We start from the raw sequence: 13,321 nt of genomic DNA, 5'->3' as shown, positions 1-13,321 counted from the left end.
GAGGCAAAGTTTGAATAGGCTTCCATCGGCGTATGGATATAGCCCTTAAGAGGACGCTTCGTGGCGGATGCAGGATAACCCACAACACTCGCATAAAAGCGCCCAACCCCCAGGCCTTTTTCAGCGACGCAAGGCTCTGAAACGAAGGGCCGGTGAGACAGAGATTGTGCTTCTGACGGGCTCATCAACCGCACAGCTAAGTCATCGGCGGCATTGATTTTGAAGGTACCACGCAGCGACATCGCCAATCCAGTGGAGTCGAATGTGAACAGCGGTATGTTTGGGTTGTCGTCCAACACATGCGCCGCTGTTGCGATTGCCATTTGACCCGCGAAGCCGATTAAGACACCGCTTCCGAGCAATCGTGGGCGCATGGTCTTGTCCTCACCACAGATCGGGATGACGGCATCCCTAATCGTCGCAATCTCCTTATCAACATGCTCTCGAGACGGCCGGTTGATAGGAAGTTTAACCGTAATGCTAACCGCATTGCCCGACGTCTTCGTGATGAACGCAAGGTCTGTCATGTCTGAACGCTCTCGTCATTTTGGCAAGGAGGCAGGGGCCAGTCTCTGATAGGCTTTGCAAAGCGCCGAAGGAAGAGGAAAGGCCCCGCCAAATTGGCGGGGCCTTTGTAGATCAGCGCCGCGTGCTGCGCGACCAGATGAGCTGCAGGCCTTCTTGGCCCTGGACTTCGGTCAAGGTCGCGTAGATCGGGGCGGGGAAGCTCGGGTCATCGAGTTTGACCGAGATGTAATCGCGCTCTGTTTCGCGGGCCTGCTTCTGCCACCCGGCGCCGAACTCGACATTGCCGGCCAGAACCCTGAAATCCGGTGCATCGTCGGAGGAGCGTTCGACCCGGACGATCTTGGCCTTGACGTTGAGGTTGAGGGTCTTGATGGTGCCGGAAAAGCCGTTTTCGGAAGCGGTGAAAGAGCCGATGGTTGCCATTGTCTTGGTCCTTTTCAGTTGCTCGGGCCGCGCCCATCGCGGCCTCGATGGCTGTCGACGGGACCGGAAACGATCGGACCGCACCCTTTAGGGCCGCAACGAAGTGGAGGACGGCCCTTTCGCCGAGGCTTTCTTGTTTCGCGAGGAATGGACGCGTAGCGACCAGGGGAAGAAAACGAGCAGGCCGTTGCGGGAAGACGATCGAGCCGAGCCCGCGAGGCGTTTTTTGGTCAGACAAGCCGCATCGAGACCGCAATGGGCGAGCCGTTGCATGGGGATGGTTCAGACAATGGCTCCGCCGCGGTCTGGCGTGGATCTGGACGGCGTTGCCAACGGATATCCAATATCGCCAATTGAAGCACCAGAGACCTAGTCGCGCGGCTCGGTCCGATTGCTGGCAGACCCGCTGGTTCCACAAGCGACGAACGGGTCACTGCTGCCAGCCTTCGGCTCGCCGCTAAATCCGTCACGATGCGGCAATGTTTTTCAGGAAGGCCGGGCTGACGCCACCCGAGCCCGTAGCCACCGTGTGCGAGCCGCCGACGAACTTCCGATACTGTTTCGTGGTCAGAGTGACGAGCTTCTCCTTGCCGCGATTGATGAGCGCCACCGGCTCGATCGATGCTGCTTGGAGGATCTCCCCGAGGCCCGGTTCACATCGGAAAACGAAAAGTGCTTCGTGAGCAACTCCACGCACTTACATAAAATAGGTAGTTCAGGTTCTTCATGAAAGTCGGGTGCGATAGAAACCAACTTGCAACACGTCATGCGGCCATCTCAGCAGAACTAGGCTGCAGCGCATGCAGGTAGGCCACGGCCCTCTGCGCCTGCGCCGCCGCCTGGACGATAAACCGCTTGTCGCCGCGGAGCACCTCAAGCCAAGAGGCGAGATAGCTCGCATGGTCGGGGCGGGGCTCAAGCTCCGGGACAATGCCCAGATCGGCGGCGAGAAACGCCGCGCCAAGTTCGGCGATCAGTTCCTCGCGCGCCCGCTCAGAGCGGTCTTTTGCATAACGTGATAGATCACGGTTGAGGCGGTGGGCGGCCCCGGCCCAATGAATTTCCTCGTGTCCCAGGGTCGCATAGTAGCTCTCGACATCGCGAAACGCCTCGATCGGCGGCATCTGGATGACATCTGGTCCGGGCGCATAATAGGCTGCCGTGCCACCATGGCGGATCGTTGCCCCCGTTGCACGGAAGAAGGCGTCGGCATGCTCAATCCGCTCGACGGGTTTGATGGGCAGCGTCTCGGGCACCGCGCCGACACCCGCAGGCAACCCTTCGATCTGCTCGAGATTGAAGACGGTATAGGCTTTCAGGAATGGGATTTCGTGCTCGACGTCGTCGCCATTGGCGTCTGTCTCCGTTTTCCTGATGCGGTTGGCATAAACCACCATTGTCCCGGTCTCGCCTTTGCGCACGTTGCCCCCAAGTTCCAGTGCCTGGCGAAACGTCATCCAGGTGCTGGCGGCAAAGCCGCGGCTCACGGCCTCAGACCAGAGGAGTAGGACATTGATGCCGGAGTAGGGTTCGCCGTTGAAACGACGCGGGCGCGACACGCGTCCTTCAAGGGTCGCGGCACTCCACGGCTGGACCCAGGGGCGCACGCCCTCTTCCAATTGAGCGAGCATGATATCGGTGATCCGTGTGTAGACGTCCGGACGTGCCGTGCCGGTCTCGCCAGACGTTTTCATTGGCTTTTTCATCGTCTTTTCCTTCATTTTCGACACCGCGCTGATCGCGGCTCGTCACGGCGGTCGACCAGCGCGCGGGCGGCAGGGGCGCACCCGGCTTGAAGCCATCGTGCCAGGAGAAGGAGAGTGCCGGGCCGAAACGCAGTGGAGGACGGCTTGTCCGTTGCGCCGGTCTCCCGCCGCCCTCGGGCTAGACCGCGATCCGGGACGAGCCGATTGGGCGCGCGCCATTGCCCGCGACACGAAAAAAGGCCGGGACGATGCCGGCCTTCCAAACGGATTGTGTGTCGATTGCCGCCTTCAGTCGAAGGCGGACATCTGCAACGAGGCGGCCTTCTGATCCAGCGAGGCGGCCGGCGTTGTGATGACGCCGCGCTCGTAAGGCTTCCAAGTCTCGCCGGTGATGTCCTCATAGGCGGACACCGCACCTTCGGCGGCCATGCGCAGGACGTGGGCCTGCAGGCCCATGTCGGCGGCAAATTCCCGCTTGCGCTGGGCGCGGCTGTCAAAGCCGACCGGGCCGCTCAGATCCTCATCGCGGAAATCGTTGGCAAGTTTTGTGGTGAGGTCGCGGGCCTCGGTGACCGAGCGGCTGTAGAATTGTCCCGCGCCATAAGCCGAGCCGACAAACGAGCCGACGATGCGCTGCATGTGGATCAGCATCGCCTTTTCGCCGAGGCCGTCCTTGAGGGCATCGGCGCTGTCGATGAGTTGCTGGCGGTGGAGTTCGCGGATCCCATCGCTGTCGATGACCGAGAGGCCGAAGCTTTCGGAGATGCGGATCGCCTGGGCTGTATCGGGGCAGGCATGACGGACCATGTCGAGGGTTGTTGCGCGCGGGGTGGCGGGACGGGATTTGTGGGCGGTACGATTGAGCGGTGCCATGTCGATGTCCTTGTCGGTTCGGTTGAGCAAAGCCCAAGGAGGCATTCATCCGGTGCTGCTCCTCGGGTGCGGTCGACAAGAACCGGGCAAGCGGCCCGGCCCAAGGCCAGGACGATGCTCAGTAAGCAGGGTGGGGCTGCGGAGGCTGCGGGCCGCCTGCGGCCTGCAGAAAACGCGGCCCCGCCTTGCGAAGGCGTGCGTCGGTCCTGCCGCCCCGCGGCGCGGAACGCGGCCTTTGACCGGGATGCGTCCGGTTCAGACCGCAGCAAAACCGAGGAACCGCGCCGATGAATCGATACTCACGGTGCTCATCCTATCGGCACGGCGCGCTCGCACGCTCGATCAGACGCCATCGGGAACCGAGCCCACGGACACGATCGCCGAGCATCCGAAACGCAAAAGTTTGCGTCCCAATGCATGGGAGCCTCCGCGGCGGGCGCCGCCGGCGCGCCGCGCCGGAGATGTGACGCGATACTATCGCCCAGCCCAGCCGGCAAAGCTCGATGGCCCGTCATAGGACACGTCCCGGTCCTCGTCGATCACGAAGCCGAAGAGCCCGATATCATATCGTTCCTCGAGCACGAGGAACCGTCGTTCGACGGGCAATAAGCCTTCGCCGGTCGCAGGCCCTCCCCGATGTCCGCCAAGCGTCGCTATACATTCGACGAAGCCGGAGTTCTGCGTCGAGAGGATTGCCGCAATCACCACCCACCGCTCGGCGTTCTCGGTGTCGAAGGCCCTTCGATCCTTCACTCTCGACTGGCCGTGCTCAAGCGTTGCATTGTGGATCTCCTCCCAGGCATCGGGGTAGACCTGTTTGAGGATGTCATCCGCGGTGCGGCGCTCCAGGTCGGTAAAGAACGCAGGAAAGGCGATTGCGACCGCGCACCAGGCGCAGTCTTCCTCGTACCAACCATCGCAGGAACGCAGCAGCGGATGGACCTGAGCGTTGCGTTCCGAGGAGAGTTCGAAACCACCATGGCCGGCGGTCTGGTGCGAGACGATCCCGGGTCCATAGGCAACCGCGTGTTGTGATGATCCCCAACGCGTTGCCCGCCGCGCGGCGATCGAATGGCGGTCAAGCAATGCCAGTTGATGATGGTGAAGGACCCTCTGCTCGACCACCTCGCGAAACCCTGCTTCGTCAACTTTATCGTCACGACCACCGTGAAAGTCGGCGGCTGTCCAGTCCGTGAGCGCGCCCGAGAGACCCCATGCTTTGACCAGATGAAAACCATTCTCGGCCGGCATCATTGCAAAGGCCTGATAGCCGATCCGAGCGACAAGGATGCCGTCACGCGTGCGACCATATTCTGCAATTACTGTGTTGGACATTTTTTGCTCCTGTCCGAAAAGCGGCACGAAAACGCCGCCGGGGCCAGCCGGCGGCGCGTTTGAGATCGGAAGATGAGGCGCTATTCAGCGGCTTCGCGGAAGCCGGTGCGTTCATCCTCTTCGCCGTCCTCGGTTTGCTCGTCATCCGGGTCGGCGTCCGCGGAAATCACCGGTGGCATCTCCCGTTCGGCGTCACCGGTCGCCTCCCCCGCAGAACCGTCGTCTGGATCTGTCGGAGAAAAACGAGCGGCCCAAGCTGAGGCCTCGTCGCCGGCAGGGGCGATCGTCGAGGCCGGGTGAATGAAGCTGCCCTCGGCAAAATGCTCGACCAGCGCCGCGCGGGTATCCTTGACCTTGATCCTGATCGGAACCCCGGACGCTTCAGCCGTTGCCTCCAACGCTCCGCGCGACAAGCATGCGAGGAACTCCTCAGTCGCCATGTTGGAGAGGAAGGCATCGGCACCGATAGCGTCACCGGCAATGCGTGCCGCAAGACCGCTGTCGGATCGGTTACGGCGGCATGACATCACGTCGACCAGCAGGGAGCGCGCTACCTGGTGCAATGTTTTCCGGTCGAAGTTGAGCCTGCCGTCCTCGCCGATCAACCGGGCGGCGTGTTTGCGGCCTTCCGCATGGCCATAAGGGTTATCGGAAGAGCCACTCGCGATCGCGACATTGGTGCCGGCAAAGCCGAGTATCAGCAGTGCCATCAGCGTGTCGTCCTCGATCGGCGCGCGGGCCAGCGCTGCGTGAAGCGCATCGGTGCGCAGATCGCCCACCATGTCGAGACCTTTCTGGCTGACATCAGGGCGCACCTTGGGCACTGCGACAGCGTCATCAGACTGCGTTTCACCATCTTGCGGATCACCCTTGGCCTTCTTGCTATTGGGTACGCGATAGGCGATCGACTGGACCGAACCGTCATGCGGATTGATGTACCATCCAGTATAGTCGCCCTTGCCCGGCTTGCCGTAGACTTGGCTTGCTTTGGCAGGCAGCTTCGGCTGGCCCCAGTCGTTGACCTCAATCACTGTGCCGCGTTTCGGCAGGTTGCTGGCGAGCCATTCCTGCTGGGCGCCGAGAAAGGCGTTGATATTCGTCGTATAGCGTCCATCCTGGTCGGCCGGTGCGAAGAGATCCTCCAACCAGGTGATACCGTAGGCGGCGGCGAGATCGTCGCCAAAGCTTGCATCTTTCGCCAGCATCCGGGTCTTGGTGAGCGCCCGGGCGATCTCCCACCAGGCGGCCTGCTCCTGCTTTTTGGGCTTGTGCTTCTTCCAGACCTGCACCTGCTCCTCCTGGCTGGCGGCGGCGATCGTGCGCAATTGCTGCTCGTTCGGCATGTCGCCACCGGCCATCTGGTCCAGCATCGCGGCCATGATGTTGGCGAGGAGACGCAACTTGCGGATCTGGCGAACGGCCAATGCCAATGCCAGCGCGATCGACTCCTCGGTCCATCCGAGGGCAACCAGGCGCTCGATGGCGCGCCACTGATCGACCGGGTTTAGCGGTTCGCGGGCGATGTTTTCAACAACCGAGCGGACGGCGCCGTCGCCATCACCGGTGTCGTTGACGAGGACGACGATCTCCGGCAGGTCCGCTTCGATCGCCTGGGCGACACGGCGGTGGCCGGCGTCAATCACGAAGCCATTGCCCCCTTTGGACGCGGCAGAGACGACTGGCGGCTGCACGATGCCGACGGCCTTGATCGAGGCGAGGAGCACGGCGTCTGCCTGCGATGAGGATTTCGAGCGGCGGGCCTTGTTCGGATTTTCCTGGAGCGCGCGCGGATCGATGGAAATGAGATGCATGAGACTATCCTTTTAGGGTTTCCGGGAACGGCCTCTCGCCGTCCCTTCTCGTCTTCATCTCGAAGACCCCTTCCCGACCGCGGGCGGATAGAGCACCCGCAATTGCGAACGAGCGGTGCCGGCTTGCGCACCAGCGGGTCTTTCGACCTGCGTGTGGGCGCAGGCCAGCATTGCGACGGTCGCGATTGAGGACCCCGTCGGGTGTGACAACCGTCTGCGATCCCTTCTCAACCTTCTCCTTTCCATTCCTCGAGTGTCATGGCGCCGTGCCGGATGCTCCTTTCGAAACCGGAGTACCTGCCTGAGGTGATCGGCCAATGACGCAGAGATGAGGAGCCCGATAGAGCGGTCCTCAGGACAAGCTGGATCGACTGGCCGCCACTGACCTGCTTTTGGAGCAGGGATATTCCAGCGCCTCGCTAAAACTGACCCTATCAGTAGAACTTGCCAGCGAAGCCTTCATCCAGCCGACTCGATCGGCATGGAGCCGCTTTACAGGGGTTTTCTCATTTCCGTGAGCATGTCCGAGAACATAGGCGCGAAGTCTTCATCAGTCACTGTAAGAGCGAATTCACAGGCGGCTATCGCCTCTTCGTGCTGGCCAGACCGCCGGTAAACATTGGCACGAAGAAAAAGCAACTCCAGCTTCTGACGGGGCGACAGGCTTGAAAGGTTTGACGCTTGGTCGAGGTCTTCTAAAGCGTCCTTCGGTTGATCGTGCAGTGAGAAGATCTGGGCCCGCATGATATAGGCCTTAAAATGTTGGTCGTCCGACCACTCGTCCTGATCGATAACTTCGTTGTAGTCGGCGAGCGCCCGCTCGAATTCGCCCAGCTTCACCAGCGCACCGGCTCGATTAATGTGCATCTTGGCGGCAAGGTTATCCGAAGACTGTACGAGCTTAAGAGCGCGATCAAGGTCATCAAGTTCAAGATAAATGTCGTTTTTACCCCGTTCGGTCGACCGGTAATAAAGAACCTGCGACAGTCGGGCACGAGCGTAGTCGGCTTGTTCTTTTGCCTCCTCACCTAGCGCGAGAATGGCCTCAAGATCCCCAACAGCGCCGTCTATATCGTCACCCTCCAGCAAGATGTCGGCGCGAACCAGATAAGCCTCCGCTTTTTCCTCGGTGATAGCGAATCCGCTGTCGAGGATAGCCTGAATCGATGCGAATGCATCATCGATGGTCTTTAATTGCAGTTCCGCAACCGCCTTCAGCCGCATGCTGGTGATCCAAAGACGATCAACCTCATCGCGCGCGCGCGCCCCCCGCCGCCCTTCCCGGCTTGTCTCAACATATGAAAGGCATTGAGTCAGATCTTCGATTGCCGCCGAATTCTTTTGCCTGCGCAACCGCGAGAGAGCGCGATTATAATAGGCAGTTGCAATATATTGCGCGACAAACCCAGGCAACTGCTCGTCAGTAGCGCCTCTCAAACGATCGCAAACAACGATCAATTGGCCAAGGCAACTCTCGCCGAGTTCTTTCAGGCCGGCGTTATCGAAGAGCACAGCGATTTGCGAAAAATGAACCGCGTAGTCCATCACATGCCCGATATTGGCTTTGTCGCCCTCGGGAATGTTCAGCAGCGTAAAGCTCTTGAGGCCATCATGGTTGGGGAAATCAGCGATACAACGCCTGGCAAATTCGATGGTTTCCCTAGCGTCGGCTGCAAGTGCTGCGGACAAAAGCGTGACCCCTTGTGAAACGCTATCGTGTCGCGGCCGATCGACCCTGAGGTTCCCGGCACACCGTTCCAGAATAAAGCCTTCGCCGAGCAGATCAGGCTTGAGGCCTACGAAGCCCCCGTCGGCATCGCGTGTTGCTGATCCTGCAATGGTCCTGAGCCAATCATCCTGGATCAGCGGCGGCAAATCGACGCCGAATTCGGCGTAGCGCGCCAGAATGTCGTCATTGGCGTATCCTCCGATCGTTGCGACGCTTAACAAATTGAGATGTTGTTCAAAGAGTATGCGCGGTGGGCTAAGTAGCGGAAGCTTTGTAAGTCCAAGCAATTCCTGCGACAGCAGAAAATCACGCTGGAGGATGGAATCGAACAGATCTGCGCTGTCCCACTGTCGCAAGCTCTGGACGGGGCTTGCCACAACCGCACGAATTGCCAAGATCAAAAATAGCGGACGCTGATCGACATCCGCCTGTTTCAGCCAGTCGACAGCCGCGTCGACGGTCTCGTTGGAAAGCTTGCTCCCATCCATCGCGGCGTGACTGACGATCTGCTTAAGAACGGCATCGGGAAGTGGCTCCAGCTTGCGGGTACAATCTTCGAGCCTGCGGCGGGGCAACCCACTCGGATGGTAAGCCGAAGTCAGGATCTCAGATGCCTCGTGCGGAAAAGCTGACGGCAAAAATTGTCCGACCCACGCGTCGTCGAATTCGAATGGCCGCTCAAGAACAAGCACACGCAGTGGAGCTAGAATACGATCCTTTGCACGTGAAAGCTTACCGATGATTTTGCTGATGGATTCGGCGCGCGTTGCGAGATGGTCGATGACAATGAGTGTTGGTCGATCCACGATCCACTTGTTCCACCCGTCGTAATCATCGTCCCTCGGCAGGAAGCCGCAACGCCATCCCTTCTCCATGAGGACACTGCAGAACATATCGGCAAGACGGGTTTTCCCCTGCCCTCCGGGCCCGGTCCAAAGCCACCATTTGAAGCTAGGCTGGTCTTCAATTGCCAAAGCAAATGCCTGGAGTTCGGCGAGTTCTGTGTCTCTCCCACAAAAGACTACGTCGTATCCATATGCACTGAGGCGATCTTTTACGCTTCCTTCAAGCGGCGCCACCAGAGATGGACCGCCAACGTGTTCAGATTGCGTATAGACGTCTCCAAAGACCCGCTCGATGATGGTGAGGCGGCTAACCGTGCCATGAACAGCGATCGACGAACCGGCTTTCGCCGGCAGATCGGTGTTCTCAGGCTCGCTCTCGTCGGCCACCGGCATCAGATCGTTACATTACCGTTGACCGTTCCGATCGTAACGATCTTGCCAACTCTTGCCCCTTCAAAGACCTGGACGACGAACGAGTGTGTTGCATCATCTTGCTTGGCCCGCTCCAATAAAGCATCCAGATTCGACTTCAAAGCTGGATCTTTTTGAATAGCCTCATTGACGATCAGTGCGACTGCTTCGATCGTGGTCGTCTCGTTCGGCTGCATTGCAAGGTTGTCTAAAACGGCCTCCGACGCGGGTCTTCCTCTCAGGTTGACGACGATCCAATCATAAACAGGCTTGAGCGACGTGAACGCAGATTTTGCTGCTTCTTTGACGATGGACTCAGCAGCCCATTTCGCGGCCAGTGTTGCCGCGGCAATTGCGATTGGTTCCAAGACGACATCTCCCTCGCCTAAACTCCGACTGCATTGTGAACGGTTTGACTTTCGACTTCAAGCGAATCGCTGAGGCTGGCGCTGGCGGATGACGAAGAAAAATATCTTCTTATGATGGTCCAGATGTTTTCGAGTCTTTTCGGTGCGCCTTTGACCCAGGAGGGGGCGAGGGATTGGCACCGGATGATGCTGTCACCGTCCCGCGAAAGGTCGCAGCGATGCCTTCGAAGGCTTTGCGCGATCAAAGGCGACCGCAAAACAAGACATGGGACGATAACTTCGGGTGTAGCTGGACCTCGCGTTTTATCGCCCCTCCAGTCGTTTGATCTCCCACCTTACTGCCGACTTGAGCCGATCGCTTCAAGTGCGTCATTGGCGTCCAAAGATTCACCATTGACGCGTTCGCACCGTCTGCTGCCCCCTGCCCTCGCATATTTCCTTCCAGTCTTCATTCCAGTCGACTGCCCGAGGCCGAAGCCGCTGGAAGTCGGCGCCAACTTGACCGGCCAGATGTCGCAACCGGTCGGCATAGACCTCGCCCTGCGGATCGGCATCGGTGGCCGCCACGAGCAAACGGTTGGCCGAAATATGCTCGATGGCTTCCACCGTCATCGGTGACCACCCACCGCCGGTGCTGGTGTAAAGCGTATCGGACCTGACCGCTTCGATGGCGGCAAGGCTGAGCGCGTCAATTGCCGCCTCGGTGATGCAGACGCGCGAGGCGCTGAGATTGCCAAAGCGGAACAAGGCTTTGAACCCGCCCTTGGCAAAGCCGCGCCAGGCAGTGCCCCGCTCCTCCCAGCCCGACAAGGTGCCGATTTCGTCGTCATGTCGGAACCAGGCGCTGCCATAGGGTCCTTGCCGGATCAGACCGGCACCGACGGCACGTCGTAGGACCGTGCCCTGCAAGGCCCTCACCTGAGTGAGATAAAGTGCCGCCGGCGAGCCACGCTCAAGGGCTGGACGCCGCCCCCATCGCGCCGCGACCGGCATCGGGTCCGTGCGCCGGACCGGAGCCCAGGTGAAGGAAGGCGTCGACCCAATTCCTGAAAGCCCGCCGAGATGCTCAAGTGCAGCGGCAAAACTCACACCTTCGATACGCCGCGCCAGCGAAAACACGTCGCCCTTCATCTCCGAGAGCGGATCGAACCAACCCGTGCCGTGGTGAATAACGATCACGATCTCACAACCACGCCGGAATTTCAGCGCCCCTCGGCTGCTTTCTCTCCTATCAAGGACAAACCCTGCCCGGCTTAATACGTGCGCGCAGGAAACGCGGGCACGTATCTCTTCTATCTTTTCCCTGTTCATCGTCCTTTTCCGATCTTGGCTTCTCATGGGGAGAAGGTCTCACCGGAACCTGGGCGCGAAGGCCTGGGCTGCAAGGGCGCGATCGCAGTTCGACCTGAAAAGAGGATATTCCCGCGGCGAAGCTTCCCTTGCGGCCAAGATGCCGCAAGCGCTACCCGCGTCAGGGATGGAAGCCCGAGGGGGAAGACGGGCGCACGCGCCGACTTCAGCGCAGCCGACAGCCCGAGCCTTTAGGCGACGCCCATATTCATCGTTTACCCCCCGATCATCAGTTCAAGCGCGAATGACCTAAGGCCTTTAATCGGAAGAGAGACGGCACCGCCGACACGTGATGTTGAGCAACATCAAAAAGCTGATGCGATATTGCGACCCGGCGCACAGATCCCTAAGTTTCGAGCGCGCGTTTATGCTGGCTGCAACGCGCAAAGCGGGGGAGGTTGTGAATTGGCAAAGCTTTACGGCAATCGCTGGGAAGGCGTCGAGGGTAATCTGGGAGAGGGTGGCCAGAGCCGCGTCCTCACCGTCGTTGACAAATCGGATAAAGCGGCGGGGCATTTTGCCTTGAAGCGGATCCTCAATCCAAAGCGTGACAACCGATTCAGGAACGAGGTCGAAGCGATCAAAACCTTGTCGCATCCCAATATCGTGCCGCTGATCGATCATTCCGCGTTGGACGCCGTCGAACCGGCTGAGGACACGAAACGCTATCTGGTGATGCCAATTGCACATGGCGGCAATCTCGCAAGGATCGCAGCAGAACTCTATATGGATCTGAGCCGGGTTCTCGACATCGCCATCCAGGTTGCCGAGGCGTTGAAGGCAGCGCATGCGGCCAATATTGTCCATCGTGACATCAAGCCTGAGAATATACTCCTCTCCGGGGACGGCGATCATGTATGGGTGTGCGACTTCGGAGTTTGCCTCATCGATGACGGGCGTCCCCGGGGCACATTAGACGATGAGGTCGTCGGCCCGGTGATGTTTATGGCTCCCGAACTCGAAGGTGGCGGAAACCTCGACGTCACAGCGGCGGCCGACATCTATTCGCTTGGAAAACTCATCTATTTTCTCTTCACCGGGGGCGTCCGCTTGCCACGCGAAAACCTGGGCGACGACAAATACGCACGGCCGTTAGCCACCCCGGGGTTAGAGGGGCTTCGGCTTCTCCTGGCGCAAATGATTTGCCCCCTTGATCGGCGTCTCCGATCAATGGACGCTGTCCTCACACGCCTGCATCAATTACGATCCCCAGCGCGGCCGGAGGGGCTATCAGAAGCGGGGCACGCGGCACGCGACAAAGCGATCGCGAAAATCGCCGAGGACGAGCGCCAGCAGGCAGCAAGACGCGAAGAAGAGCGCAACTCAGCCCTGATGCGTGAGGCCGCTGTTGGATTGTTGTCGCGATGGATTGCGGACCAAGCGGAAGCCGGTGCCAATGCCCTCCATGTAGAAGGCGCGTTGAAAGCGTCGACCCAGGTGTCGAAGCAAGCCTTCACTATGCGTGTTGTCAACCGAAGGCTACTTGCTCTGCAGGGCGTTGAGGTCTCTTATCAAAAAGCGACGTCGGCCAAGGCCAGAATCTGGGCGCTCACGTTCTATATTTATCAAGCACCGGGTGGACACTCGAAATCCAAACTGGGCGTAGTGATGAGCTTGGAACTTCGCGAAGCGGATCAATCGCCAGTAAACGATTGCACAGCATTCCTCAAGCGGGAAGCATATGGAGCCCATCATCTGGAGTTTCAGGTTACGGACACCGAACCGGCACTCTTGGAATTCGACGAAGAGGAGATCGCGGATACCGAAAACAAGATTCGGGCATGGGTTCGGGATGCCGTGTCGGCATTACCCGATCTCGCCAGCCGAGACGCCTCGCAATTCATTGTATTGCGGCTCCCGAGCAATATGCGAGGTCGATGAATGGATCTGCAAACCTCGGCGCGCCGCACAGCCCATCTGGGCGCGACGATTTAAGTGGCAA

At 59.6% G+C, this 13,321-nt stretch carries 10 protein-coding genes; 1 reads left to right on the top strand and 9 read right to left on the bottom strand.

From position 1 onward, the window contains the following. Positions 1-639: 639 nt before the first annotated feature. The 9 genes from DEM27_RS24340 to DEM27_RS24295 all read right to left on the bottom strand — a co-directional run bounded on the left by DEM27_RS24340 (position 640) and on the right by DEM27_RS24295 (position 11,340). Entirely contained in the window at positions 640-951 is a 312-nt protein-coding gene (locus DEM27_RS24340; protein WP_109460841.1) for a DUF736 domain-containing protein, read from the bottom strand. A 466-nt stretch (positions 952-1,417) separates the two neighbouring features. Further along, positions 1,418-1,561 carry a hypothetical protein gene (locus tag DEM27_RS24330; RefSeq protein ID WP_245446076.1) on the bottom strand — a complete coding sequence of 48 codons (144 nt, stop codon included), beginning with the start codon at positions 1,559-1,561 and terminating at the stop codon, positions 1,418-1,420. Positions 1,562-1,715: 154 nt separating this feature from the next. Next, positions 1,716-2,645, bottom strand: coding sequence for an ArdC family protein (locus DEM27_RS24325; protein WP_109460940.1), 930 nt, complete (start codon positions 2,643-2,645; stop codon positions 1,716-1,718). A gap of 300 nt (positions 2,646-2,945) precedes the next feature. Beyond that, positions 2,946-3,530: a hypothetical protein gene (locus DEM27_RS24320; protein ID WP_109460939.1), complete on the bottom strand. Its 585-nt coding sequence runs from the start codon at positions 3,528-3,530 to the stop codon at positions 2,946-2,948. Between the two features lie 474 nt (positions 3,531-4,004). Next, positions 4,005-4,865 (bottom strand): DUF7007 domain-containing protein, encoded by an 861-nt coding sequence (locus DEM27_RS24315; protein WP_109460840.1) that lies wholly within the window; start codon positions 4,863-4,865, stop codon positions 4,005-4,007. A gap of 80 nt (positions 4,866-4,945) precedes the next feature. Next, positions 4,946-6,676 (bottom strand): ParB N-terminal domain-containing protein, encoded by a 1,731-nt coding sequence (locus tag DEM27_RS24310; protein ID WP_109460839.1) that lies wholly within the window; start codon positions 6,674-6,676, stop codon positions 4,946-4,948. 492 nt (positions 6,677-7,168) lie between these two features. Next, the gene (locus DEM27_RS24305; RefSeq protein WP_109460838.1) at positions 7,169-9,643 is read right to left on the bottom strand and encodes a tetratricopeptide repeat protein; all 2,475 of its coding nucleotides are present in this window, start codon (positions 9,641-9,643) and stop codon (positions 7,169-7,171) included. Further along, positions 9,643-10,029: a hypothetical protein gene (locus DEM27_RS24300; RefSeq protein WP_109460837.1), complete on the bottom strand. Its 387-nt coding sequence runs from the start codon at positions 10,027-10,029 to the stop codon at positions 9,643-9,645. Before DEM27_RS24300 ends, DEM27_RS24305 begins: the two co-directional genes overlap by 1 nt. A gap of 387 nt (positions 10,030-10,416) precedes the next feature. Further along, positions 10,417-11,340, bottom strand: a complete 924-nt coding sequence (locus DEM27_RS24295; RefSeq protein ID WP_109460836.1) for a DUF3991 and TOPRIM domain-containing protein — start codon at positions 11,338-11,340, stop codon at positions 10,417-10,419. A gap of 444 nt (positions 11,341-11,784) precedes the next feature. Between DEM27_RS24295 and DEM27_RS24290 the strand changes: the two genes are divergently transcribed. Further along, positions 11,785-13,260, top strand: coding sequence for a protein kinase domain-containing protein (locus tag DEM27_RS24290; protein WP_165823566.1), 1,476 nt, complete (start codon positions 11,785-11,787; stop codon positions 13,258-13,260). Positions 13,261-13,321: the final 61 nt, after the last annotated feature.

The organism is Rhizobium album, from assembly GCF_003122325.1.
In the GTDB taxonomy this organism is placed as follows: Bacteria; Pseudomonadota; Alphaproteobacteria; order Rhizobiales; family Rhizobiaceae; genus Metarhizobium; species Metarhizobium album.
This window is presented reverse-complemented; position numbering and strand designations above follow the sequence as displayed.